The sequence below is a fragment of the Nostoc sp. CmiVER01 genome (assembly GCF_034531135.2).
Taxonomy (GTDB): domain Bacteria; phylum Cyanobacteriota; class Cyanobacteriia; order Cyanobacteriales; family Nostocaceae; genus Nostoc.
Genome location: NZ_JAVRBU020000012.1, coordinates 64,641 through 91,542, shown reverse-complemented (window position 1 = coordinate 91,542; position 26,902 = coordinate 64,641). Strand labels below are relative to the sequence as shown.

Here is a 26,902-nt window from a genome sequence, read left to right as displayed (position 1 = left end):
ACTACTAACCTTCTGTTTTTTCTATTTGATCTCTGATATCATTTAAATCTATATATCTGTCAGTAGCATTTCGTAGTTCTCTAGCAATCATTCCCTCTGTCGATACTACTGTAATATGTGTATTTTTTGAACGTAATAGTTCGATTGCTCTTTCAAAATCTCCATCGCCACTGAATAATACTACTCGGTCATATTGGTCTACTGTATTAAACATATCTACAACAATTTCAATATCTAAATTCGCTTTTTGCGAGTAACGACCAGAGGTATCATCATAATATTCTTTAAGAATTTTAGTTCTAACTGTATATCCTAAACTAATTAGAGCATCTCTAAAACCTCGTTGATCTTGAGGGTCTTTTAAGCCAGTGTACCAGAATGCATTAATTAATGTTGTTTCTGATTGCTCATGTTTAAAGTATTCTAAAACTCGTCGAGGGTCAAAAAACCAACCATTTTTTTGTTGAGCATAGAACATATTGTTTCCATCTACAAAAATAGATAGACGATTCATTGGAGAACCCATACAAATTTACACCTAATAATATATATGAATTTAGATGGAACAATAGATTATAGCAATTTTCAAATGCCTTGTTTGCTAATATCTATAAACTAACTCTTCATCTGTAGCTTTTATCCTACCTCTTTCAAGGCATAAAAACGCCTGCAACATTGGAGTTGAGATCCTGGGTGCTAAACCTTATTCACCTCCGGCACTGCAAGAGCCACCCTGTGATCAAAATCTACCAATAAAATTGAAGTAGTAACAGCATTCATAACGGTATAACACTAAATTTTACTCCTAAAGAGGTATGGCATAGGCTTAGGGTAGAATATAAGTTGATCCCTATCTATAGGTTTAGCTTTCAGTATAAGGATACGCTTTGTGGGGAGTACCAATATTGCGCCAAAGACAGAAGACAAGCTTGGGACAGCTTCTGGTAAAACTCTAGTTAAGAGGATACTTGTTGGTTAGGTTAGGGTAAAATCTCGCCCTAACCAACTACAGAAACGAAGTATATCCGGCTATGATCTGTGAGACAATCACTAGTTGTAACTCATTCAACAGAAAAATAATAAGTCAGGTAGTACCTGAGTAGGAATCTTTTGGGGGCTACCTTTGCCAATAAAAGTTTGTTGATAAATAGAAGATACTTTACAAATGTATAAGATTGTCATTTAAGTATTATTTCAATGTGCTTGTACTAAAACGTGGTCTGAATAAATAAAAGTGTTGGACTTAAATCAATCAGTAACATGATATGGCAGAAGAACCTACATCTACCTTAACTAAAAACTATGTCTCTGCTGCCAATAGACTGTCAAGTAAACCGACAAAGGTAACATCAACAGCATCAGCTCGTCAGTCTAGGTGGATGGTTCTCTTAGGTCATCTCCTTGCTGGTGGTTTGGCAATGGGTGCAGCAGTGCTGAGTGCTTCTGGTGGAGAATTAGTTCAATTGATGGAAAATAAGGCGCTTTCTGCCTTTTTTCAAGTGCGCGGCCCGATTTTGCCTCCAGAAGACATCGTAATTTTAGCAATAGACGATCAGTCAATATCAGTTCCCGCACAGTACTATAAAACAAATCCGAAACAGTATGCCTACTTAGAAACACTGAAATCTTATCCTTATAAACGAGCTGCTTATGCTCAGATAATCACAAAGTTAATCAAAGCAGGTGTCCGTTCTGTAGCGGTAGATGTCGTTTTTGACACGCCAAGTAGTTATGGAGCTACTGACGATCGCCAACTCCAGGCAGTATTGCAAAAGTATGGCAGCAAAGTTACTTTAGCAGCCGTCTACGAAAATTCCCAGACGCACCAAGGGTCTTTTATGCAACTGATTGACCCACAAGAGATGTTTCATACAGGGTCAGTGTCCATTGGCTCAGTTAATTTTCCCTTGGAGGCGGATGGTAAAGTTCATCGATTGGCAAGTGAGTTTTCTAAATTGTTAGCTGAAGATAATTTGGTAGAAAAGCTACCTTCTTTTGATGAAGCAGCAATTAGAGCAGCACAAGTAAATTATCCCCGACCAAAGGGCGATCGCATTCATTTTTGGGGGCCTGCGGGTACATTTGAGCAAATACCCTTTTGGCATGTACTCGACCCAGAAAACTGGAACACCTATTTGCAGCAAGGAAAGGTCTTCAAAGACAAGATAGTGCTGATTGGTGCAACAGATAAGTTACACAATGATTATTATCCAGTCGCTGCTAGCAACAGCGCCAAACCCATGTCGGGCGTAGAAATTCACGCCAATGCGATCGCAACTTTAATGCAAGGTAAAGCGATCGCCTCAGCAATTAATAGTCCACCGTTACGAGGTTTGTTTGTGCTAATTATAGTTGGCAGTACAGCCTTAATGATTAGCAGACGCAAGCGTACTATCAATAGACTTCTCTATAGCTTCGCCCTGTCTGGTACTTGGGCAGGAATTAGTTATGGGTTATTTGTTCATAGTCAGTTAATTTTTCCCACTACTGTACCAATGATTGCGATCGCTATGATTGGATTTTCCTACTTAGGAACCTCATTAGTCAGAGAAAGCATCAAAAAACGCCAATTAGTAGATATTTTTCAAAAATATAAAACTTCCGCCGTTGTCCAAGAAATTATCAGCCAACAAGATGATTTACAAGACCTAATCCAGCAACGAGATTTAGCCTTATCAGGAAAAGTCCTGGCTAGACGCTACAGAATTGTCAAAGTTCTCGGTTCCGGTGGATTTAGTGAAACCTACATTGCCGAAGATACCCAACGTCCTGGAAATCCGCGATGTGTTGTCAAACAACTAAAACCAGCTAACACCAAACCAGAAGCTTTGCAACTTGCCAGACGCCTATTTAATTCAGAGGCGCAAACACTCGAAAAATTAGGAACACACCCCCAAATTCCGCAGCTTTTGGCGTATTTTGAAGAAGATGAAGAATTTTATTTAGTACAAGAACAGATCATTGGTCATCCTTTAAATCAGGAATTGCCACCAGGTAGAGCAATTGAAGAAATTGCAGTGATCAGAATTGTCAGGGACTTATTGCAAACATTAACATTTGTCCATAAAAACAATGTGATTCACCGGGATATTAAGCCCAGTAATATCATCCGCCGACATTCAGACGGTAAACTGATCTTGATTGATTTTGGGGCTGTCAAAGAAGTTAGTACAAAACAGCTCGATCATCAAGAGCAAAGCCCCTTTACCATTGGCATTGGTACTCAGGGTTATGCACCAAGCGAGCAATGTTTTGGGCGTCCCCATTACAGTAGTGATATCTATGCAGTCGGCATGGTTGGGATTAAAGCTTTGACTGGTATGGCACCTCGTGAGCTACCTAGAGATGCTGATGGAGAGATAAAATGGAGCAATGCCTACGACGATAAACTACGCACTCAGGTAAGTCACTCCTTCGCTAAGATCCTCAGTAAAATGGTGCTGGATGACTTCAAACAGCGATATCAGTCTGCATCAGAGGCTCTTGAGGAGCTTAAAGCTTTTGATGATATTTTAAACTTCCCAACCAGATACCCCATGCTACAGAATGACTCATTAATGAATACTTTAGATGACTTAGGCACTTCCACAAAATCTTGCTCAGAAGCATCCTCAGAAACTACTTGATATAATATTCGCCAAATTACCCATAATCCAAGTCTTCAAATTATTCAACGATCGCAAAATACGAGCGATGGTACCACAGACAACCCAAAAACTACGCCAAACATAAGCGATCGCTTACAATACACTCAGATAAGTTTGCTCAGAATTCATCGGCAAAATCCGCAACTTCCGATTTTTAAGGTCTGGCTCTAACCCTAAAACTTCCATTAGCGTTACACCCAAAAGGGCATAAGGTACTTCTGTGAGTTCCAAACAATCAAAGGTTCCTTGACGTTCTTCAATACTAAGTTCCACATCTCGGAAAATCCGCCCTTGCTGCACTCCAGCCGCAGTCTCTACCTGGGCTTCTCCACCTTGAACTAAACCTAGTTGGATAATAATGCTAGCAGGTAAATATAGTAAAGTTGCACCCGTATCAACTAAAACATTATCCAAAATACAAGAGCGAACTCCCTCTGGAGAAATAAAGCCTCGCTGTGCCAAAACTCGATCAATTCGATTCGTGACTGTGAGGGTAACTATTACTTGCCCCATTTGCTTACCCTGAAGATTTGGTAGTACCAGCTTACCCATTTCAGCAAACTCCTGAAAAGAAAATATTTTTGAGAGATGCCTTAAAATACAAAGACGCAAAAGCACTCTCTGTGCCTCTGCGTCTCTGCATGAGATATTGCCTACTTACACCATCTCAGACGAAGCCTGCACCATCTGTTGTGGCTGCGGCTGGAACATAAACAACGAGTACACCACATCTCGGCGGATGTTGACCATCATATCCAAGAAGAGTTCGTAGCCCTCGCTCTTATACTCAATTAGTGGATCTTTTTGCCCATAACCACGTAATCCTACCGATTCGCGTAAGGCATCCATTTGTTGCAGGTGTTCCCGCCACAGAGTATCAATGCGTTGCAAGATAAAGAAGCGTTCAGCTTGGCGCATCAGTCCGGGTTGAACTTGGTCAATCTGCGCTTCTTTGAGGTCGTAAGCAATTCGCACCTGTTCATGGAGGAATGCTTTAATCTCGCTGACTGTCATATCTTCTAATTGATTTGACTGCAAATCCGCTAGTAGATAGACGAATTCTTTAACTTTTTCAACCAGCTTTTCTAACTCCCACTCTTCCGAGGGTAAGTCTACGTTGATGTAGTAATCAACGATGTCATCCATCGTTTTTTCGGCGTACTTGATTACTTGTTCTTTTAAGTCTTGACCTTCTAACACCCGGCGACGTTCAGCGTAAATAGCACGACGTTGATTATTCATCACCTCGTCATACTCAAATACCTGCTTACGGATATCGTAGTAGTAGGTTTCTACTTTTTTCTGTGCGCCTTCCAAACTGCGGGTGAGCATCCCAGATTCGATGGGCATATCTTCTTCCACTTGGAAGGCATTCATTAACCCAGCGACGCGATCGCCTCCAAAAATCCGCAGTAGGTTATCCTCTAAACTGAGGAAGAATCTCGTGGTTCCAGGGTCGCCTTGTCTTCCTGCACGTCCGCGCAACTGGTTATCAATCCGCCGCGATTCGTGACGTTCTGTACCAATTACGTGCAAACCACCAATTTCTACCACCTCATTGTGTTCGCGGGTAGTAAATTGTTCATATTCCTGCTTAACCCGGTTGTATGCTTCCCGCAATTTCTGAATTACAGGGTCGTCGATGGGAGCTTTTTCTGCTGCCACAGCTACCTTGTCTTCAGCTTCTAATTCCGGTAAACTGCGATCGCCATATTCACGCACTGCAATTTCTACTGCATCTTTGAGGAGTTTTTCTGTTTCTTTTGTCAACTGGGTGGGGAAAATTTCTGGTGAAGCCCGCCAAGTTTTGACTTTTTTACCAGGGACAAAGCCTTGACCACCACCGTGTCCCGTAGGCAATCCGGCTGCCCTTTGAACGCCAAAGCTATCTTCATCTTCTGGCATGACGATTCGTGGCATGAAGTATTCCCGCAGCTTCAGACGTGCCATGTATTCGGAGTTACCACCCAAAATGATGTCTGTACCTCTACCAGCCATGTTAGTAGCAATGGTAACAGCACCTTTTCGTCCAGCTTGGGCGACAATTTCCGCCTCACGCTCAACGTTTTCGGGACGGGCATTGAGTAATTCGTGGGGAATCGACAATTCCTTCAGCAGCCGACTTAGAAGTTCGGATTTTTCTACACTAGTGGTTCCGACTAATACAGGTCTACCGAGTTCGTGCATTTCGGCACATTCTCTAGCGATCGCACCCCACTTGCCTGGTTCTGTCTTAAAGACCATATCAGACAAATCTTCGCGTCTGCGATCGCGGTTAGTAGGAATTACCGCAACTTCCAATTTGTAAATTTTCTCAAATTCCGGTTCTTCCGTTTTTGCCGTTCCGGTCATTCCACCCAGTTTTGGATACAGCAAGAACAGATTTTGATAAGTAATTGTCGCTAGAGTTTGAGTTTCTGGCTGAATTTCTACGTGTTCTTTGGCTTCAATAGCCTGGTGTAATCCATCACTCCAACGCCGACCGGGTAGCACTCGACCGGTAAATTCATCCACAATTACCACTTCGCCATTACGGACGATGTAATTTACATCCTTAAGAAAAAGTTCTTTGGCTTTAATTGCATTGAAAATGAAGTGTGCCCAAGGATCTTCTGGGTCAAATAAATCTGTGACTCCCAAAAGATTTTCAGATTCTGCAAATCCTTCATCTGTCAAAAGCACGTTACGAGCTTTTTCATCCACATCATAATGCTCGTCTTTTTTGAGTGTGAATGCGATTTCAGCTGCTTGCAGATACTTTTCTGTAGGTCTTTCCACCTGTCCAGAAATAATTAGCGGTGTCCGCGCCTCATCAATTAAAATCGAGTCTACCTCGTCAATCACGCAATAATTAAACGGGCGTTGCACCACATCTGCCATTGACGTCGCCATGTTATCCCGCAGGTAGTCAAATCCTACCTCGCTGTTGGTAACATAAGTAATATCGCAATCATAGTTTTTCTGGCGTTCACTGGGAGTCATGGTTGACTGGATTAACCCCACACTCAGCCCCAAGAACCGATGCACCTGTCCCATCCATTCAGCATCCCGACGAGCTAGGTAATCGTTCACAGTGACGACGTGTACACCTTTACCAGTAAGGCCATTTAAATAACTCGGTAAGGTTGCTACAAGCGTTTTACCCTCACCAGTTTTCATTTCGGCAATTTGCCCTACATGCAAAATGATACCGCCAAGGAGTTGAACATCAAAGTGCCGCAAGCCCAAGACTCGCCGTCCTGCTTCCCGAACAACGGCGTAAGCTTCGGGCAATAGGTCATCTAGAGTTTCGCCTTTGGCAAACCGTTGTTTAAATTCGACGGTTTTACCTTTTAACTCCTCATCAGAAAGAGCCTTAATTTCTTCCTCTAGAAGGTTAATTTCAGTAACAGAAGGCTGGTATTTTTTAAGCTTACGAGCGTTGGGGTCGCCCAACAAAAGTTTTAGCATGGCAGATTATAGAACTGAATCAAGGGGGATGGGAATTAAAGGTTTGGCATTGATTATAAACATTTAACCCAACCCAACCTTCTTGGTTGTGGATGGGTATCAAATGAGAATTAACTCAAAAACAGGAGAAAAACGAGACAATCAGTTTACTAAATGATTGGTTTTAACTCTTATCTGATTATTTAGTCTTTCTTCATAGTATCATTTTGCCCCCAGATGGGGCCAGAGAAGGGAGAGTAGGGGGAGATGAGGAAGAAAATACTTCTTTATTCCCCTCATGCCCCCACCTTAATTCGAGTTGTTCCATTCTGCTGTCAGGCTGCGGAAATTATAATCGCTAGCGTCTTGATGACAGCTAACACAGCTGCCAAGCTGGACGGGACGTGGTAATTTAACTCCTGGATGCAAAGCTTTGAAATAACGTGAGTCATTAAGGCGATATGGTATTTCTTCGTCGTCTCGCTTAACACGAGAAAAAGTCGAAAGATATTTCCATACCAAGATGCGTGGAGGATCGACTAAAGGCTTTAGTTGTGCGCCGTAGTGCTGCGAGTCTTGCAGGAGATTTTTCCAAGTTTGGGTGGGGAAAACTGCTGGTGGTAAGCCTATGTGGCATGTGGAGCAGTTTTCCAAATACAGTTCTTGCCCTAATTGATACTGTGCAGGCACTACGTCAACAGTGCCAATTTCGGCGCTGGGAGTAGCACTTTGGGCATTGGTTGCCAAGGCTAAAAGCCAACCCATAGCTAGGCTCCAGGTTACAATTACCAGAAGTAAACCGAAAAATTGACGTTTGAATTGGCGTTCGGCGCTTTGCTGTAGTACAAGGCGCTCGCGGATTTTGCGCTTAACAAAAATTGACATTCCTCACATTCCCAGATATTCAGAAGTGGCGCTTGTGCTAATCATAGGACTTCCCCAGCGTTGCCAGTAGTAATATAGCAATGACTATTGGCAAGCCCTTCTGTGTCTGTGCATCTCTCAACATTGCAAGGAAAAATCTCTTATACTAATTCACAATTCGCTTTTTCGCCCATTTTTTTCATTATTGTATTCCCAGTTAATCAAGTTGGGAAAAGCAGCTTTAGCTTGGTCTAGAACTTGTTAGATTTCAGGTTCTGTTAGTAACATTTTCAAGAGAAAGCAATTAGGTAAAGCTTTTTGGCAACAGTTATCTTTAAGGAATAGAAACCGATCGCAATAATCGCTCAACAACAGTTCTTGCATTCCGTCCGCCTCTAGGAATGAGGCGATGGCAAAGAACATGAGGGACGAGAAATTTTACATCATCAGGAATAGCATAATCACGCCCTAATACAAAAGCTAGCGCTTGGGTAGCCCGTTGTAATGCTAATGTGCCACGCGGACTAACACCAAGGGCTATTTCCTCATCTTGCCGTGTTACTCGCACCAATTCCAGAATGTACTGTTGCAAGGAGGGTGCCACTTTTACTTGAGAGCAGAGGTAACGCAATTCCTGTACTTCTGCCAAGGTAATACAAGGCTGCAAATCAGCAACCTTCACACCATTTTGGAGATTTTGCAGCATGAGGAGTTCTTCTGTCTCAGAAGGATAGCCCAAACTCAGCGACAACATGAACCGATCCATCTGCGCTTCCGGTAGTGGAAAAGTACCTTGATACTCAATCGGGTTTTGAGTGGCAATGACAAAAAAAGGCTGAGGAACTGCACGAGAGACACCATCGACTGTTACCTGATGTTCTTCCATGACTTCTAGTAAAGCTGACTGAGTGCGGGGTGTAGCGCGGTTAATTTCGTCAGCTAGGAGGATATTGGTAAAAATAGGCCCAGGAAGATAAGTAAATTCGCCGTTTTTTGGGTTCCAGATGTTAGTGCCAGTAATATCAGTTGGCAGTAAATCGGGGGTACATTGTAGCCGTTGAAACTTACCATCCAGTGAACGAGCTAGAGATTTAGCGAGTAGGGTTTTACCAACACCAGGGACATCTTCTAGCAGAGCATGACCACCACCTAGCAAGGCTACTAGCACTAAACGTATTGCCTCAGCTTTACCAACGATGGTAAAAGCCAGATTTTGTGTTAAAGCGTCAATTTTTTCTCTCATGCGGTGCGGGGAGTAGGGAGTGGGGAATTGGGCATTGGGAAGATGAATTAATAAACTATGCCCCATGCCCTATCTATTGTTCCCACTCAGCACTCAAAATTTCTTTAGCAACAACACAGTCAAGTTGAATTTGTGTTTTCAGGGCTTCTAGAGAAGCAAATTTTTGTTCAGGGCGCAAAAATTTCACTAGTTCTACAGCCAGTTTTTTGCCATATAAATCACCAGACCAATCGAACAGATGTACCTCCGCAGATGAATAAGTACCATTTACAGTTGGGCGGTTACCAATATTCATTACGCCCAAGCTTTCACTAGGAGCGACATCTGATGTTTCACTGAGAATGAAAACACGGACAGCATAGACTCCTTGGCGGGGCAAAAACTTTTCTTTTGGTAGTTGGAGATTGGCAGTGGGAAAGCCAATTGTTCTGCCCAATTGTTGACCTTGAACGACAACACCAAGAAGAGTGTAGGGGCGTCCTAGTAGTAAATTTGCATTTTCAATGTCGCCTTGCTCAAGGGTTTGGCGGATCAATGAAGTGCTAATGCGGGCATCTTGAGTCGGATTATTAGTGACGCAACTGCTTTCGGTGGGCGAGTTACCTGTATAAGTTTGTAAGGGAACGATGGTAACAGGGATATTATGCTTGGCGGCGATTAATTGCAAATCTTTAGCAGTGCCACTGCGCTTTTCGCCAAAACAAAAATCCTGCCCGATGCTAATTTGCTGGCATCGCAGTTGTTGCACAAGAATTTTTTGGACGAATTCTTCAGGGGTCAAAGCAGATAATTCTTTGTCAAAGGGTAGTAATACCAGTTGTTCTACCCCAAGCGATCGCAATTGTTGGACTTTTTCATCCAGTGGCGTTAACAAAGTCCGGGGCTGTCCCGTAAAAAATTCCTGTGGATGGGGGTCAAAGGTGACAACTGTTGAGTAAATATATTCTTGATTTGCTAGTTGTTGATTTTCCTTTGACTGCGGACTACTGGCTATTGATAAGTTAGCACCAGCCTGCAAGACTGGCTGAATTACCCTTTGATGACCAAGATGAACACCATCAAACTTGCCAAGGGCAACAGCAGTCGGCGTTAGCAGCCCTTCGTTTGAAGAAGCAACCCACACAGAACACCCATTTTTAGACAAATTTAGCACGTGGATTCTGAGATTTTAGGTTTATTTTAGCTATCAGCAGGAAGCTACCTTATGGTAAACCGCCTTGAGGAGGACATTCACTAACTGCCCATGAGGTCTTGTGCGATCAGCTAGGGTTTTGATGCTACCCCTTTTACATAGCAGCCAAAAGCTTAACCTAAGGGAAGTTGCCCAAGATGGTATCTTGTGCTATTAGCTTGACTACGAATTTTAGATTTTAGACTTTAGATTTTTTGGTTCATGCCCCGCCATGCTATGGCTGAACAAATCCAAAATCCAAAATTGATTGACAGCTAATTACTAAGTCCAGATTACCCAAATACCAGAGCTAAAAAGGCTCTAGTTCGTTGTTGAGACTGCAACAAAGGTTTTACCCTCCAAATTAGCCCCAATCTTAGGGTGTCTGTGAGGATCTGGACTGTGTTGGTGCTATAAGGTATGTCCTCCTGTTGTCGCCCTTATCCTGTGGTTGGCGTGACAACTTTGGGCAGTGCTGTCTCACCGTACAGCCAACAGGTTCGCTCTCACGCTGAAAGCTTCTGATCACCAATCTAATCTAAAATCTCCAATTCCTCCGATCGCAATCTTTAGGTAGAAAACTTACTAACAGGAAAAGATTCTGATAAGACAACTGAGGTGGGAATCTGAAGTACCAATCCTTCTCGTGCCATGATTGCCCCAGGAAATTTTGCAGCTGCTTGTTTGCCTACATTATCCAAAAAGTCGTCATCGTGTGCGGGGTCGTGGTGGTAAATTACCAAAGTTTTGACGTTAGCAGCTTGTGCCACTTTCACTGCTTCTTGCCAGGTAGAATGTCCCCAGCCAATTTTCGGGGATTTGGGCGAATAGTATTCCTCGTCTGTGTAAGTGGAATCGTAAACCAGAATGTCAGCATTCCGAGCTAGCCACAGCACATTATCATCGAGTCGGTCAGGAAAATGTTCGGTATCAGTGATATAAGTAGCAGCACCACCACGCCAGTTAACGCGGTATCCTATAGCTTCACCTGGATGGTTTAAAGGTGCTGTTTCTACAGTAACGTCATCGATGTGGATTGGTTGCCCCGGTCGAATGTCGTAGAAATTTAAATTGGCTTGCATAATTTGCAAGGGTACAGGAAAGTTCGGGTGCAACATCTGGTCATTGAGGCGCTGTTCTATGGTAGAACCATCAGGTGCGATCGCGCCGTAGATATGAAAGTCATTCCCCTTCACAAATCCTGGGGTAAAGAAGGGAAAACCCTGCATGTGATCCCAGTGAGAATGGGTAAAAAATATGTGAGCTTCTAACGGCATTTGGCGCAACAAAGATTGCCCCAAAACATGTAGTCCCGTGCCAGCATCGAAAACTAAGCGTTTATCGCCCGCTTGCATTGATATGCAAGGGGTATTACCGCCGTAACGAACGGTGTTTGGCCCTGGGCTGGGGATGCTGCCGCGAACGCCCCAAAATTGTACGGTAAATTGGTTCTCTATCCTAGACATGGGTATTGCTTGCTGGACTGAGCGGGCGATAAGTGGAAAAATTGTTACTGATTTTGTCTAAATTTATGCTGTCTTACCGATTTTGCCAGAGGAAGGATTTCTTGGTAAAACAGCATACCCTGTTTCTGGCTGATTGTGTAAATGTGAATGAAATACTCTCAGGTAAAATTTTCCAGTTTTTTGGGTGGATGTGTATCGGTTATTTCAAGAGTGTCCCTACGTTATAGCCTACATTTTTCTCTGATGCCTTTAAATAATTCTAGTTTTATCCTGATAAATCACATGATTCATGGAAAATTGAATTCCCACTCAGATAATTTATTTAGCCCATCTGCGTGAGTAAGATTGTATTGTAACGGCGTTATACTGATGTAGTTTTTACGTACAACATGCACATCTAACGGTACATTTTGCAGTACATTTAATCCGCTTGGGGGTTCTACATCCTCAATTACCTCTCCGGTTAACCAGTAGTACGTTTTTCCACGAGGATCAACTCGTTTATCAAACACATCAATGTAATGCCGCAGACCTTGACGGGTAAGAGTAACTCCGGCAATTTCTTCCCATTTGACCGCAGGAATATTGACATTGAGCAACATTAAATCTGGCAAAGGTTTTTGGGCTAACTGGTCTACGAGAATTTTGGCAAACTTAGCAGCAGGTTGAAAGTCTTTAGAGGTGTGACTAATAAGACTCAGTGCTACACTGGGAATGCCTTCAATTAAACCTTCCATTGCCGCCGAAACAGTACCGGAATACAATATTTCAGTTCCCAAATTCGCACCTTGATTAATGCCAGAGAGAACCAAATCGGGAGGAGTATCTAGCAAAGCCCAAAGCGCCAATTTGACGCAATCTGAAGGCGTACCATCGCAAGCCCAAGCTTTGACAGCAGGATGAAAAATCCCTTCAACAATTTCGGCGCGAATAGGTTGATGTAAAGTTAACCCGTGTCCAGTTGCCGATCGCTCTCGATCTGGGCAAACTACACTTACATCATGACCTGCCTCTGCCAAGTAGTTAGCTAGGGTACGAATCCCCAAGGCAGAAATGCCGTCATCGTTGCTAATTAGTAATTTCATAGTCATTGGTCATTAGTCATTAGTCATTAGTCATTAGTTATTTGTTATTTGTTATTCGTTATTTGTCAATGTCTAAGGTCACAAGTAGCAAAAAACATTTATACTCATTCATAAACTGTGTCTAAAGTTTGCCTACCTTTAAGACTAGTTGCTTAATCCTTAAATCTTGTAAGTAAGATGTTATGGGAATCCGATTTGATTTCTGAACTTTTTTGAGTAGGTAATGCGGAATTAGCCTTTTCGAGTTGAAGGCGAGTTTTTTCACTCAATCAAATAAGCGCCCTATAGCTGGATTTATGCCAAGCTGTGGTAGCCCAGTCGTCTCTAATTGATAAACAAAGGTTTGGTTTTGACTTTTGACTTCCCTGTTCGCGCAGCGTCCCCAAGGGTTGGGGCTGACTCTCGATGTTAATGGCATAGCTGTAAGTTGATTTATCGAGCAGCTTACAGCTTTTGAATATAGACTAATGACTAATGATCAATGACTAATAACTAATGACTAGCAATTTAGAAGCTCAACTTTTAGCACTGCGGCAAGAAGGAGAAAAAGCGATCGCAGCCGCCGACAGCCTAGAACGTCTGGAGGAACTCAGAGTTAACTATCTGGGTAAAAAAGGGGAACTAGGGGCACTGTTGCGAAGTATGGGGCAGATGAGTGCAGAGGAACGGCCAAAAATTGGAGCGATCGCCAATACAGTCAAAGAATCCTTGCAAACTAGTCTAGACCAGCAACGCCTCTCCCTGGAAGCCGCGCAAATTCAGCTACAGCTAGAGGCTGAAACTCTCGATGTTACTATGCCGGGAATTTACAGCCCTCAAGGTCGTATTCATCCCCTCAATGGTATTATCGACCGGGCGCTAGATATTTTTGTTGGTATGGGCTACACCGTGGCTCAAGGGCCAGAGATGGAAACAGATTACTATAATTTCGAGGCTCTTAATACCCCGCCTGACCACCCCGCCCGTGATATGCAGGATACCTTCTACCTGCCAGATGGTAATCTTTTACGCACTCATACCTCGTCAGTACAAATTCGTTACATGGAAAGAGAAGACCCACCGATTCGGGTTGTAGCTCCAGGGCGAGTTTATCGGCGAGATAATGTAGACGCGACTCACTCAGCAGTTTTCCATCAAATAGAACTTTTAGCCATTGACGAGGGACTAACTTTTACAGACCTCAAAGGCACAATTAAAGTATTTTTACAAACAATATTTGGTGATTTACCTATTCGCTTCCGCGCCAGTTATTTCCCGTTTACTGAACCTTCGGCTGAAGTAGATTTGCAGTGGAATGGTCGCTGGCTGGAGGTGATGGGCTGCGGTATGGTCGATCCAAATGTACTTAAGTCTGTGGGTTATGACCCAGAAATTTATACAGGGTTTGCTGCGGGTTTTGGTGTAGAACGCTTTGCAATGGTGTTACACCAAATCGATGATATTCGTCGGTTATATGCTAGTGATTTGCGATTTTTGCGGCAATTTTAGGGAAGCGATCGCTTTAAATAATCAAGCGTTTACTAAATTTGCAAAAGTCAATTTGATGAAAAGATAACCACAGATAAATACCCATGAATTATCTGTGGTTTTAAATAATAGATCAGGATTGATGAATTTGGTAAACTATTAGTACGTAACTTCTCTTGACCTGATATGACTGCGATCGCTGGCAAACATCTAACGCTTGAGGAATATTTGAAGTATGACGATCGCACGGATAGCCAGTATGAACTGGTAGCAGGTGAGTTAGTTTCCATGCCACCTGAAAGCCCAAAAAATGTCCAGATATCTCTATTTTTGCTAGTAAATTTCCTCAAGTTCGTTCCAGTTAATCGGTTAAGTAACAAAGTTGAAATTGTTGTTGCTGGTTCTCGTGCAACAACTCGCATTCCTGACTTAGTTGTGCTGACGGATGAACTTGCAACAGCCTTAGAAGGTGCAACGCGATCCACAATTACCCTGGATATGCCACCTCCAGCATTAGTTGTGGAAGTTGTTTCTCCTGGCAAAGTTAACGAAGATCGGGACTATCGCTACAAACGTTCCGAGTATGCCGCAAGGGGAATTGCTGAATATTGGATTGTTGATCCACAAAGAAATGCAGTTACCGTACTGATATTAGTTGACGGGTTTTATGAAGAAACCAAATTTATAGGAAACAGTGCGATCGCTTCTACTATTTTCCCAGAATTACAGCTAACCGCAGATCAATTACTCAACCCTGGAGAAAGCAATATCTCAAATACGCAGACAATCAGCGTCCCACAGTAAAATGTAGTCAATAAATCCTACCTAAAATTCATGCCATGAGCCGATGGTCTTTTTACCGCAGGATGCAATAATTGCAGAAGAAAAGCTAACCAAGTATCTGCTTGTGCCGTTGCCAAAAGACGATAAATCTAAATTTCTGGCTATGGCTGGGTACACATTAGACAACTGGCAATAACTGGAACAGGATCTACGCGCTCAAGTTTTAACGCAACCTGCCGAGGCGATCGAAACAACTCGTTATGGGCAGAAGTATGCCATTCGTGCGTGTCTGCAAGGGCTTAATGGCGTTGAACTAAATATCTTAACCATTTGGATGGTTGCAAACGATACAACCAAATTTGTCACCTTAGTGCCAGATCAAGGAGCGAATTAATGAAGCTACAGTACCCCTTATTCTCTCAAGTTGCCTTAGCGCAAGACTTACCAAAATACAACCTGAAGCGAGGGAATGTTGCAACAATTGTGGAACATTACCCTATGCCTGAAGGGGAAGAGGACGGGTATAGTCTAGAAGGGTTTGATTTGCCCCATGTGACAGTCGAAGTCGCAGCATCTCAAATTATTCCCATTGCCCAGTGGCAGCAAGAAGAAATGATTTTAGCTAAGTTACGTCAGCTATCTGGAGCGAGGCTATTACAATTACAAGATTATCTCGATTTTCTGTTGCAAAAAGAAGAGTCTGAGCATCAAAGTAGGTTGCAATCTCCTATCTAAGGATTTGGCGAGAAAGTTTTTTGCGTCGCTTCTACTATTTTCCCAGAATTACAGCTAAACGCAGAGCAAGTACTCAACCCTGGAGAAAGCAATATCTCAAATACGCAGATAATCAGCGTCCCACAGTAAAATGTAGTCAATTTTATCGCTATCTTTAACCTAATAATATGTGTGAAGCAAATCCGAGCGCTCCTCCTGCCAGTACTAACCAGGCAGAATTTATTTTAAATTTAAACACAGCGATCGCACTCACAATTGCTACGATAATTGTCAACCAATCCACTAGCGCGGTTCGTCCTAATGTGTAAGTTACTCCTGCCATTAATCCGAGAGAAGCCGCATTCACACCATCCAGAAATCCACTTGCCCAAGGAGATTGACGCAACTTATAAACCCAAGGATTAACCACCCAAACCAGCGCAAAAGCTGGCAAGAAAATGCCAATTGTAGCAGCGATCGCCCCAGTATTTCCTGCTAGCAAATACCCAATAAAGGTTGCGGTGGTAAAAACAGGCCCCGGTGTAAACTGCCCGATCGCTACGGCATCTAAAAGCTGTTGTGATGTCAGCCACTGGTTACGCTCGACCAAATCCCGTTGCAGAAATGCCAGCAATACATAACCACTGCCATAGAGAACACATCCAATTTTGAGAAAAAAGACAAAGACGCTAATCCAACTGACTGATGTAACTGCTGCTGTTGTACTACTAACCTGCGCCAGAATACCTGAAATAGGTAACAGGAATGCTCCACTTGTGTGTCCTCTAGCTTGCCAATTCTTCACTAGCATGACAGCGATACCTAGTAAAATCAGCACCAAAATTTCGTTTAATCCAGCTAAATACGCTGCGATTCCTACTATCCCTGCAATGATCGTCGGCACATCTTTAGCTGCCTTTTTCCCTAGATTCCACACAGCCTGAATCACGATCGCAATTATTACAGGTTTAATTCCATAGAGCAGCCATTCCACTTGCGGGACTGTTTGATAGCGAGCATAAATGGCGGCTAATGCCCAAACTATCAGCATCGCAGGTAGAATAAAACAGCTACCTGCAACCAGTAACCCACGCCATCCGGCTCGTTCGTAGCCAATGTGAATGGCTAATTCTGTCGAGTTGGGGCCTGGAATCAAATTTGTAATCCCTAACAAATCTAGCAGTTTCTGCCGGCTCATCCACTGACGGTGATTCACCACTTCATTGTCCATCATGGCGATATGGGCAGCAGGGCCACCAAAAGCGATCGCTCCCAGTCGTAAAAACACTGTTGCCAGTTCTGTTAATCGCTGTTTCTGTTGTCTGGGAGTCAAAGCTTTATAGGAAACTACTTCTTGCTTTTTCTGGATATCCTCAGCTTCTTGTGTCACTATAGTTTTCCTGATTAATGATCATGGCAGAATTAAGATATCGAAATTCGATAGCGGAAATCTATATACTTAGAAATTAATTTATGATACTATGCGTTCAACTAGTAAGTCCGGTAATACAATCGAGATTACGGGGTATATATGAGTGATGTCAAGAAGGTGAGCGATGAGTTTTCGGCAGATGGACAGCCAACGCCAGAGACACTAAAACAGCTTGCCGCTCAAGGATATAAGTCTGTAGTGAATCTGCGTTGGCTTGATGAAACTGGAGCGTTAGAAGACGAACAGCAACATGCCCAAGCCGTAGGTCTTGAATATGTCAATGTTCCACTTAAGCCAAATTCAGCCAACGACAACTTGACTGCAACAGTTCTATCAGAACTACAGGAATTGCCGACTCCTGTATATTTTCATTGTGGTGCAGGTGGACGAGCCAGTGCCTTAGCGCTCATTGCCTTTGCAACTCAACAAAAGCTGAACCGTGAACAGGTTTTAGCAAGAGCAAAAGAACTTGATATCAATCCAGATCAACCTCATCTGAAGCAGTATTTAGAAAGTCTCTCTTGAATAGTGCTGAGTTAGGAGTTAAAAGTTTTCCACTGCTCCCTCATATCCATACTCAGAACTCATCATTACTCCTCGAACAATTCCCCAAATAATTCCCGTACCTTTTCTTTAGCATCCTCTAGAGTGATTTTTCCTAAATCGGTAGCTCGGTAGAGTCGTCGGTTTTGCCGCCCCGATCTTTGCTCAATGGAATATAGATATCCCTTGCGCTCCATCTCATGCAGCATTGGGTAGAGTGTTCCGGCACTGAGTTTATAGCCGTGACGTGCCAGTTCTTCAATAATGCCTAGCCCAAAAATTGGCTCCTGAACTGCATGATGCAGAATGTGAAGCCGAATCAAGCTTGAGTAGAACTCTCGTCCATCCATTAGGCAAGGCTTTTGCGACACTTAGAATTTCATTTTCGCTTATATCGGGCTGGGCATTGTTTGGTTTTTGCATTGCATTGCTAAAGCAGCCTGCTGTTGAGCAGAACTATTAATAAACTAAAGACAACACCAGTTTTGCCAAATGATTTTACCCCAAATGAAAGAATCAGAAGACTTTCGCCAGAATCTTCTTAGATGCTTGGGAGGCGAGTGGCCCGAACCTTGTTCCCTTGATCCACGGCTGGAGGACTCAATAACTCGTGAGGGGTATCGTATTGACAAAGTAACATACCAGGTCGAACTTGGAGAGCGTGTACCTGCATATATTCTTGTACCGGATGGTGTGACTGCCAAATCACCTGCGCCAGCGATCGCACTCTGGCATCAGCATAATAATAATTGGGCGCTTGGAAAAAGCGAACCGACTGGTCTTATAGGCGATCCGACACAATTCACAGGTGTTGCTCTGGCACGCGAAGGATATGTTGTGCTTTGTCCAGATGCCCTGTGCTTTGAGGAACGACAGGACTCGATTCTTCGAGGAGGAGATTTTGAGCGTTTTGTCTTCTTGCGTTATCTGATGAACGGGAAGTGCCTTGCGTGGAAATACATACTCGATATGCATAGAGCTATCGATTATTTGTGCTCACGACCCGATGTAAATGCTGATGCGATCGGTTGCTATGGTCATTCCCTTGGCTCAATTTTTACATGGCTTATCGGGCCTTGGGAAACAAGGCTCAAGTGTCTTGTGGGAAACTGCGCTCTGCCAACCTACTCTGCCATTCATAACACTCGTCGTCTTGCTGGATTTGGTATCTTTATTCCTGGTTTGAACCAATACGGTGATACACCGGACATTGCGGCGCTGATTGCTCCTCGTCCTCTACACCTCAATTTTGGCAGCGAGGATAAACACAGTCGGGTTATTGAGGTCAGGAAGGCTATGGAGAAGATTGAGAAGGCTTATTATATGTGTGAGGCTGAAGATAGTTTTACCTACTTCATCGAGGAGAATCAGGGGCACGTATTGTCTGAGCAGATGTGGGAACGTGCGAAATCTAAGTTTCTTAAATATTTGCCGCCAAAAGGTGGTCAGTGAATGACACTAACCACCATGCGTGATAGTTTATTGAACAATTCCTGAATGACCAGGGATATCTGCCAAAGGTTCAAATCTGCCACCTAAGTATTTGGCGAGAAACTCTTCTGCGATCGCAAAAAAGTGCAACCGATTTTCTGGTCTGGCAAAACCGTGTCCTTCATCAGTGTAAAGTGCATATTGTACTGGCAAACCAGCCTGCTGCATTGCATTGACAATTTGATCGCTTTCTGATTGTTTGACTCGCGGATCATTTGCACCTTGACCGATAAGTAAAGGTTTTTGAATTCGATCAGCAAAAAATAAAGGCGATCGCGATTTCAAAAATTCCTCTTCTGTCTCTAAGTTACCGACACGATGATAAAGCATTGCCTTCAATGGTTCCCAATAAGGCGGTATAGTTTCTATCAAAGTAATTAGGTTACTTGGCCCCACAATATCCACACCAGCCGCAAAGATTTCTGGTGTAAAAGTTAACCCCACTAAGGTGGCGTAACCACCATAAGAACCGCCCATAATCGCAATCTTTTGCGGGTCGGAAATACCTTTTTCTACTAACCAGTTCACGCTGTCAATCAAGTCATCGTGCATTTTGCCAGCCCATTCTCGATTCCCAGCATTCAAAAATGCTTTACCGTAACCAGTAGAACCGCGAAAGTTCACTTGCAGAACAGCATAACCCCGGTTAGCTAACCATTGCGTTGTGGCAGAAAAACCCCAAGTATCCCGTGCCCAAGGGCCACCATGAACCAGGAGTACTGTTGGTAGATTCTGGCTAAATATTCCTACAGGGGTTGTCAGGTAACTGTGGATAGTTAAACCATCCCGTGCTTCGTAAGAAATCGGTTGCATTGAAGCTAACTGCAACGTTTCGAGTTTGGGTTGGTTGCTAAAGAGGAAAGTGCTAGTTTTGGACTCTCGGTTGTAGGCATAGTAATAAACTGGGCCATCGTCAGTTCTATAAGCTAAAGCCCAAGTTTTATCTTCCAAATCGCGGCTAATTATAGAGAATTCACCAGGACGTACCTTGGCAATTTCCTCAAAATCTGCGGCGATACTCTGGTCAATTACTTGCCATTCTTGTTTATCTTTGTAGAAAGAAACTGCTTGGATAACTCGCGTCAGTGGTTGAATGATTATCCCGACAACATCATACTGCTCATCTTCAGCAATGACAGTTTCTTGACGAGTGTCTAAGTCAACAGCTAGCAGACGTTTGGCGTTAGCATCGTGATTCCCTTGAATATAAAGGGTTTTACCATCAGCCGAGAAACTTACAGAATTCCCTTCTTCTTCTGGCCCCCAGTGGCGAAGAATTTCCCACTGTTTATCGGGTTTCTGCAATAAGAGGTCGTAACCACCACCGGCTGTGCTAGCTGTTGCTGCACGTATTTGGAAATCAGCGTCAGATGTCCAACTGATAATGTTACCGGGGTTGTCAGTGTCGAACTCCACAGCACCATTTTTTAGATTGATGCGGTAAACGTCAAACTTTTGGGGATTGTTCAAGTTCAAAGCTACCAGCATTTGATCTGGAAATTTGGGTTCAAGTTCCACAAGTTCGGCTTTTACACCCTGGAATGGCGTTAAGTCACGCACAATCTTGGAGTGAATATTAACCAAGTGGAGGTGAAAGTTCTCGTCGCCATCCGAGTCCTGCATATAAATCAACTGGTCGGCGTTATAAGTCCAGAAGAAAATGCGGATACCGCGCTTTTTATCGGCAGTTAGTATTTGGTCGTCTTCTTGTCCTACAGTTCGCAACCAAACCTGCAAGACATTTTTCTCATCAGGGGCAATATATGCCAAGTACTTGCCATCAGGCGAGAGTTGTGGGCTAGTCTTTTCGGGATTCCCAAACAGAATTTCGCGCGGAATCAGTGGTGGTAGGGAGAGTGCTTGAGCAGATGCCATATTTTCATCCTCTACTTAACTACCTTATTGTTACTTGGTTATCAAAATGACAATTCATCCTATTGGATGAACCTAGAATAAGTAGGGGAATGCCTGAAGGTAAAAGAGCGCCCCATGTAAAGACACAATTTATCGCGTCTAAAACACAGGCACATTAGAGAGCAATACGCTTGGGTTAAGGAAATTTATCTGTTAAGGCAGGCAGGGGGAGCAGGGGATGCAGAGGAGGCAGGGGGGGAGAAAAAAGCTTAACTCAACGGTATTGCATTAGAGAGACGCGATAAATCCCCGTCTTTATAGAGAATTTACTCATCAATTATTCTTAGTGATGAGTCTTTTATATTCGTGAATGAGTCTTTGATACTCGCTGACGAGTCTTTGATACTCGTGAATGAGTCTTTGATACTCGCTGACGAGTCTTTGATACTCGTGAATGAGTCTTTTATACTCGCTGACGAGTCTTTGATATTCGTGAATGAGTCTTTGATACTCATTGACGGCAATTATCGCAATGTCCGCAACGTAAGTTAGCAGCTTCTTTGTCAAAACCAAAGGCATTTAACAAAAATTGCCAACGACACTGCTTAGTTGTTAGATATTGATGCATCTGTTTAGCAGCGTATAATTGCGTCGCTGGCTGATTTCCGGCTTTTTGAGCAATGGTGTAATGAAAAGGATCAAGCCAGTTTAGCTGACCACTGCTATGGAGTAAAGCTAGCGCCGTAGCACCTTCGGGAAATTGTCGAGTTACTGCATTCACTTCTCCCTGTTTTGGTAATTTTTTCACAAGTTGCTGCGCTATTTGTTGTTGCGATCGCATTTTTTCTTGAAAAAATTCCTGTCTTTGCTTATCCTCTGGATCTAACCATCCCGTAGGTTCACTTACTAATGTCAGTGCTTCAGCCGGTTTCCCATCCCTTCCAGCGCGGCCAATTTCTTGCACATATTCAGATAACAAATGTGGCGCGTGAAAATGGGCAACCCACCTGACATTGCTTTTATTAATCCCCATACCAAACGCACAGGTACAAACAACAAACGGAATTTTGCCACCTAACCAGCTTGCTTCTACTTCCCGGCGTTCGCTTGCACCCAATCCTGCATGATAACTAGCTGTGGCATAACCCATCTCTGCTAACCATTGGGCTAAATCTTCGCTATCTTTCCTAGTGCGAACATAAACTAACCCAGATTGTTGCGGTCTATTTTGAATAAACTTTAATAATTGTTGTTTTCTACCTCGTGGTGTCCAAGCAATGCGAACGCTGGGATGCAAATTCGGACGGTAGGGATTCAACCGGAAAATCTCTGGTTGCTGTAATTGTAAAACTGTTTGAATAATTTTTTGCGCTAACGGATCAGCAGTCGCGGTAAAAGCGGCGATGCTGATTTTTGTTCCTGGTGGTTTTGATTTTAGTAATGCCGGACGTACAGCCCCCAATCTGCGATAAGCTGGGCGAAAAGTATCACCCCACTGCACTAAACAATGAGCTTCATCCAAAATTAAGCCATTAATTTGCAAGTGCGGCTGACATAATCTCTCCCACACTGGCGCACTTAGCAAAGTTTCTGGCGATAAATAAAGCAATCTTAGCTGTTGACGTTCTAAAGCTTGCAGAGTTGCACGGCGTTGAGATGAAGGTAATTCACTATGCAAAAGTGCAGCTTTTTGATTGCTTTGTAATAGTTCCTGAACTTGATTTTCCATCAACGCTACTAACGGCGAAACTACTAGAGTTAATCCTGTTTGTAGTAGCGCGGGAAGTTGAAAGCAAATCGACTTTCCGCCACCTGTGGGCATAATAATCAGCGCATCTTTTTGTGACAATAAACTGCTGACAATTTCTCCTTGTGGCGGACGAAAATCTTCATAACCCCAGATTTTTTTAAACGTAGCGAGAACTTCTTGCCAAGATTTTATTGTAGGCTGATTCATAATCAATAGTAGATACTACTTATATCTTTGAAAATTGAATATAGCCTCTGTTATCCAGCTAATGGTTCAGTAATTTCATCATCTCACCTTGCAAGCTATTGATTATAAGAATGGATTAAGAACTGATTTTTATAAAAACTAAAAATTAGAGATAGCTTAACTGATATCATGTCCGCTTAATTACTTATTAAACCCCAAGAACCCCACCCCGCCAAAGCTATGCTTTGTCTCCCCTCCCCGCTTGCGGGGAGGGGTTGGGGGTGGGGTCAAATGACTGTGGAAATCGTAACTAATTATGCGGACATGATATGAAGGCTTGACTCACCCGCCTGGAACTAAAGTTCAAGGCTAACAGCTAAATTCTACTGAAGTAGACTAAAGATTTTGGGTATATTTAGTCATCTTCAGATGAGTTTTGCTATTAACAAGGAACTTCAGTTCCTTGCAGGACATGACTTTTACGTTGATTATTTTGGAACTAACTTCAATGTCCCAGTAGTACTAGCTGTAACATTCTTTCGTTCCCACAGCATGGGGTGATATTCAATTTTGCGCCAGGGGTCAACCATATCGTTGTAATGGGTATGGAAAGCATGTCCTGATTGTCCAGGGGTATGAATCGCTATTGAGTTATCCAAATCTCCCAAATCTACAATCATCCGCAGTGAAGGAATATCAGTCACTTCAAAGGATTCATTTGCTCTCCATCGGTTAGCATTGACTGTTTCGCCATTACCAGCCGTGGCAAATGCACCACGATTAAATAAAGCTTCAATCGGTGCAACTCCAGATTTACCCAAAGTAGCGTTTTTAAAAGTAACAGTATGCAGCTTGCCCCAATTCCAGTTTTGCGGGTCTTTGCTTTGAATACGTTCTAGTTCATCCACAGCTTTTGTAAAGGACTGCCGTAGAATTTGGTCGCGGTTTTCAATCTTTGGGGTGTTGCGATTATCCCACCAAGAACTATTAGGCTGTTTGACTAAGTTTGCTACCACAGCATACCAGCGATCGCCTCCATCAGGAAAGTACTTTTCAGGCAACTGATCGTGAAATGTATCTACTAGCAGGTGTTTCCAAAATACTTCAAATAAGGCAGCCGCAGGCGATGTCATTCTCAACTGCAAATTCCAATCTAAGAGCAGTTTTTGGGCTGCTTGCAAGCGATGAGTATCAACTGTGATAGATTTTAGTAGTGGTACTAGTGTTTGTGCATTGAGATTGCGATCGTCACCCTGCATCTGTTGCACATCTTTTAAGGAAATCGCTTCGGTTTTTTGTGAAATCATCTCAACGATGCGCTGTGCCCGATAGCCATAAACCCAGTCTGTGGTAATCAGGTAAGGATATTCACGCTTAACTAAATTATTGGCAGTAGCAATATAACCAAGGGAAGGATTAAAACTTTTGGGTAATTGCTCAAAGTCAATATAGCTTTGCCATTCATATTCATCCGTCCAACCAGGAACAGGATAACGCCCATCTCCCTTGGCGCGGATAGGGAATTTACCAGGCATTTGGTAGCCAATATTGCCATCAATATCAGCGTAGACTAAGTTTTGAGCAGGGACATCATAGTTACTGGCAGCAATACGGAATTCCTGCCAATTTTGGGCGCGATTGATTTGGGGAATAGCATAGGCTAGTTTGGAAGGTGCTAAAGCTGTCCAACGCAGGGCTACGGCGTAGTTTTGCGGTAATTCTATAGGCTGACTGGGTTTGAATTCCTTCAAATTAGGCGAAACATCAGAGAGAATTGGCCCATGTCGGGTATAACGTACCGTTTGGACAATCGGCTGACTTCCCGCGACTTGAATCGTTTCTTTCACAAGTTGCATATCAACCCATTTGCCATTTACTTCATACTGGTTGGAGTTTTTCGGGTTGATTTTCTCGATGTATAAATCCATCACATCAGATTGTACATTGGTAACACCCCAGGCAATGCGATCGCTATGACCAATAATTACTCCAATCATTCCCGCAAAAGAAAACCCGGTAACGTTGTAAGGACATTCTGCACTCTTGGATGTACAGTGCAAACCAACCTCATACCAGATAGAAGGTATTTGCACACCTAAATGGGGGTCATTCGCCAAAATTGGCTTACCCGTAGCCGTCCGCTTACCAGATATCACCCAGTTATTCGAGCCAATACCTATACCCGTAGGCCCTATAAGTTTTTCCAAAGCCATCATCGGCTTAGTAATTGACTCTAAAGCCGGGAAAACATCTGGAGAATTAAAAAGTACTTCAACATTATTCTCTCCCCTTGCCTCCCCTGCTCCCCCTGCTCCCTCACCTTCCTGAAACTCAGGCAAAATCACTGGCAATTCTTTAGGGTATGGTGGAAAAAGTTCCTCTACTTGAGCAGGGGTAAGAGTTTTGAGCAGGATGGCACGTTCAATTTCGCTATCGAAATTTCTGCCCAAATCGTAAGCCATTACCTTCCCCCAAGTCAGGGAATGCACTACTTGCCAAGGTTCTGGCTTATACCCAGGATTGAGGAATTTTAGCACAGCGTACTCTAGACTCAGGGTGCTGCCTTGATGCTCTGCCAGATAAGCATTTACACCATCTGCATAAGCTTCCAAGTATGCTTTCATCTCTGCATTCATTTCTTGAATTTCTTGCTGCACCACCCTTGCCCAACCCATAGTTCGCAGATATCTGTCAGTGTCAACCTGAGAGGAACCAAACATTTCTGACAGTCGCCCAGAACCGATGTGTCGCCAAAAATCCATTTGCCAAAAGCGGTCTTGGGCGTGGATATAACCTTGCGCCATGAATAAATCGTGGGAGTTGGCAGCGTAAATATGGGGAATTCCCCATTTATCGCGCTGGATAGTTACTTCTGCTTTGAGTTTGGGTAGTTGAATTGTGCCACTCTCTTGAGCAAAGGATTGGCGCACAGTGTAAGTGGCGAATCCCACTAACAATAGCCCCATTATTAACAGTACAATCAGAGTTCTTTTGAGAATCTGAGGAAACCAACGTTTTCTGAAGCTTTTTATTTGGGCTTGCCGTGGCATTATTTAGTTAAATTATGCGATTTTACCAGAAAAATAGGTTTAGAGCTACGCACTTATAAAACGGCTTTCTTTTCAGCTTCAAGCATACCAAAAGTTAAGCACTTGGGCAAAACTCTTGAAAAAGCAAAAAAGGAAACCTACTGACTGCGGTAAGTAGGTCGGCGTAAATAATTATTGTTGCAATAAGGCAGTTCTTGCTGGGATCAGGGGAGAAAGAGTTTGAGCCTTATTTGCTTTTGTTTACATAGTTTGGTTTTATTGCACCGACTTACTTATGTTCTTGTGTGAAAACAACGTATTTATTAGAAGTTGACTATAAAATTCCAAAATCGCAAGGCGTTAATACAGATCATAATGCGTTTAAAAAAAGTTAAACATACATATTGATATATCAATGTATTTGCTATACATTTCTTATGTAAGTTTTAATTTTAGAGGTTTTACGAATGGTTATTAAAATTTTAGAATTAGGTATTTTGAGGAAGCTTACCGAAAAAGAAGAAGAAAGCTATCAAGGAGGTACTTCAACAGAAGGTGCAGATCCCCCTGTTAGTAGCGTTTCAAAAGTCAAAAATGCTACTGTTAAATCTGCTACAAATCACGTAAATATTGTGCCAAAACCACTTATTGTGCCAAAACTACCTGTTGTATCAAAACCACTTGTTGAGTTACAAAAAATTGAAACAACCTAAGTAAGTATAAGCTGCTACTAGCAATTTTATAAGAT

21 protein-coding genes are annotated in these 26,902 nt (G+C 43.0%); 8 read left to right on the top strand and 13 right to left on the bottom strand.

Annotation, left to right across the window (positions count from 1 at the left end):
* Positions 1-4 precede the first annotated feature (4 nt).
* Entirely contained in the window at positions 5-526 is a 522-nt protein-coding gene (locus RMZ43_RS21470) for an NYN domain-containing protein (RefSeq protein WP_041565194.1), read from the bottom strand.
* 739 nt (positions 527-1,265) lie between these two features.
* Here RMZ43_RS21470 and RMZ43_RS21465 point away from each other — a divergent pair.
* A complete protein-coding gene (locus tag RMZ43_RS21465) occupies positions 1,266-3,626 on the top strand; it encodes a serine/threonine-protein kinase (RefSeq protein ID WP_322655680.1) in 2,361 nt (786 codons plus the stop codon).
* Positions 3,627-3,740: 114 nt separating this feature from the next.
* Here the strand turns inward: RMZ43_RS21465 and RMZ43_RS21460 are convergent, their stop codons facing one another.
* The 7 genes from RMZ43_RS21460 to surE all read right to left on the bottom strand — a co-directional run bounded on the left by RMZ43_RS21460 (position 3,741) and on the right by surE (position 12,905).
* Positions 3,741-4,199 (bottom strand): aspartyl protease family protein, encoded by a 459-nt coding sequence (locus tag RMZ43_RS21460; protein WP_322655679.1) that lies wholly within the window; start codon positions 4,197-4,199, stop codon positions 3,741-3,743.
* A gap of 105 nt (positions 4,200-4,304) precedes the next feature.
* On the bottom strand, positions 4,305-7,097 hold the full coding sequence (secA, locus tag RMZ43_RS21455; protein ID WP_322655678.1) for a preprotein translocase subunit SecA: 2,793 nt from the start codon (positions 7,095-7,097) through the stop codon (positions 4,305-4,307).
* A gap of 288 nt (positions 7,098-7,385) precedes the next feature.
* Positions 7,386-7,961, bottom strand: a complete 576-nt coding sequence (locus RMZ43_RS21450; protein ID WP_322655677.1) for a cytochrome C — start codon at positions 7,959-7,961, stop codon at positions 7,386-7,388.
* A gap of 313 nt (positions 7,962-8,274) precedes the next feature.
* Positions 8,275-9,183, bottom strand: coding sequence for an AAA family ATPase (locus RMZ43_RS21445; RefSeq protein ID WP_322647136.1), 909 nt, complete (start codon positions 9,181-9,183; stop codon positions 8,275-8,277).
* A 73-nt stretch (positions 9,184-9,256) separates the two neighbouring features.
* Positions 9,257-10,336, bottom strand: a complete 1,080-nt coding sequence (locus RMZ43_RS21440; protein ID WP_322655676.1) for a bifunctional riboflavin kinase/FAD synthetase — start codon at positions 10,334-10,336, stop codon at positions 9,257-9,259.
* Positions 10,337-10,923: 587 nt separating this feature from the next.
* Positions 10,924-11,820: an MBL fold metallo-hydrolase gene (locus tag RMZ43_RS21435; protein WP_322655675.1), complete on the bottom strand. Its 897-nt coding sequence runs from the start codon at positions 11,818-11,820 to the stop codon at positions 10,924-10,926.
* Positions 11,821-12,107: 287 nt separating this feature from the next.
* Positions 12,108-12,905: a 5'/3'-nucleotidase SurE gene (gene surE, locus RMZ43_RS21430; RefSeq protein WP_322647137.1), complete on the bottom strand. Its 798-nt coding sequence runs from the start codon at positions 12,903-12,905 to the stop codon at positions 12,108-12,110.
* A 495-nt stretch (positions 12,906-13,400) separates the two neighbouring features.
* Between surE and pheS the strand changes: the two genes are divergently transcribed.
* From pheS to RMZ43_RS21410, 4 genes are all read left to right on the top strand, one after another.
* The gene (pheS, locus tag RMZ43_RS21425) at positions 13,401-14,393 is read left to right on the top strand and encodes a phenylalanine--tRNA ligase subunit alpha (protein ID WP_322647123.1); all 993 of its coding nucleotides are present in this window, start codon (positions 13,401-13,403) and stop codon (positions 14,391-14,393) included.
* A gap of 165 nt (positions 14,394-14,558) precedes the next feature.
* Positions 14,559-15,176: a Uma2 family endonuclease gene (locus RMZ43_RS21420; RefSeq protein WP_322655674.1), complete on the top strand. Its 618-nt coding sequence runs from the start codon at positions 14,559-14,561 to the stop codon at positions 15,174-15,176.
* Between the two features lie 175 nt (positions 15,177-15,351).
* Positions 15,352-15,549 carry a DUF6883 domain-containing protein gene (locus RMZ43_RS21415; RefSeq protein ID WP_416212052.1) on the top strand — a complete coding sequence of 66 codons (198 nt, stop codon included), beginning with the start codon at positions 15,352-15,354 and terminating at the stop codon, positions 15,547-15,549.
* Positions 15,549-15,890, top strand: a complete 342-nt coding sequence (locus tag RMZ43_RS21410; RefSeq protein ID WP_322647125.1) for a DUF4926 domain-containing protein — start codon at positions 15,549-15,551, stop codon at positions 15,888-15,890. Before RMZ43_RS21415 ends, RMZ43_RS21410 begins: the two co-directional genes overlap by 1 nt.
* A gap of 154 nt (positions 15,891-16,044) precedes the next feature.
* Here the strand turns inward: RMZ43_RS21410 and RMZ43_RS21405 are convergent, their stop codons facing one another.
* Positions 16,045-17,259 (bottom strand): chromate transporter, encoded by a 1,215-nt coding sequence (locus RMZ43_RS21405; protein ID WP_322655673.1) that lies wholly within the window; start codon positions 17,257-17,259, stop codon positions 16,045-16,047.
* A gap of 141 nt (positions 17,260-17,400) precedes the next feature.
* Here RMZ43_RS21405 and RMZ43_RS21400 point away from each other — a divergent pair, with 141 nt between their 5' ends.
* A complete protein-coding gene (locus tag RMZ43_RS21400; protein ID WP_322655672.1) occupies positions 17,401-17,826 on the top strand; it encodes a beta-lactamase hydrolase domain-containing protein in 426 nt (141 codons plus the stop codon).
* Positions 17,827-17,891: 65 nt separating this feature from the next.
* Here the strand turns inward: RMZ43_RS21400 and RMZ43_RS21395 are convergent, their stop codons facing one another.
* Complete coding sequence (locus RMZ43_RS21395) at positions 17,892-18,215, bottom strand: PadR family transcriptional regulator (protein WP_322655671.1); 324 nt, start codon at positions 18,213-18,215, stop codon at positions 17,892-17,894.
* A 121-nt stretch (positions 18,216-18,336) separates the two neighbouring features.
* Here RMZ43_RS21395 and RMZ43_RS21390 point away from each other — a divergent pair, with 121 nt between their 5' ends.
* On the top strand, positions 18,337-19,296 hold the full coding sequence (locus tag RMZ43_RS21390) for a dienelactone hydrolase family protein (RefSeq protein WP_428850909.1): 960 nt from the start codon (positions 18,337-18,339) through the stop codon (positions 19,294-19,296).
* Positions 19,297-19,323: 27 nt separating this feature from the next.
* On the opposite strand, the gene RMZ43_RS21385 is transcribed toward RMZ43_RS21390, so the two are convergent.
* From RMZ43_RS21385 to RMZ43_RS21375, 3 genes are all read right to left on the bottom strand, one after another.
* Complete coding sequence (locus tag RMZ43_RS21385) at positions 19,324-21,210, bottom strand: S9 family peptidase (protein ID WP_322655669.1); 1,887 nt, start codon at positions 21,208-21,210, stop codon at positions 19,324-19,326.
* A 490-nt stretch (positions 21,211-21,700) separates the two neighbouring features.
* On the bottom strand, positions 21,701-23,146 hold the full coding sequence (locus RMZ43_RS21380; RefSeq protein WP_322655668.1) for a RecQ family ATP-dependent DNA helicase: 1,446 nt from the start codon (positions 23,144-23,146) through the stop codon (positions 21,701-21,703).
* 467 nt (positions 23,147-23,613) lie between these two features.
* Positions 23,614-26,175, bottom strand: a complete 2,562-nt coding sequence (locus RMZ43_RS21375) for a penicillin acylase family protein (protein ID WP_322655667.1) — start codon at positions 26,173-26,175, stop codon at positions 23,614-23,616.
* 446 nt (positions 26,176-26,621) lie between these two features.
* Between RMZ43_RS21375 and RMZ43_RS21370 the strand changes: the two genes are divergently transcribed.
* Positions 26,622-26,867: a hypothetical protein gene (locus tag RMZ43_RS21370; RefSeq protein ID WP_322655666.1), complete on the top strand. Its 246-nt coding sequence runs from the start codon at positions 26,622-26,624 to the stop codon at positions 26,865-26,867.
* Positions 26,868-26,902 lie beyond the last annotated feature (35 nt).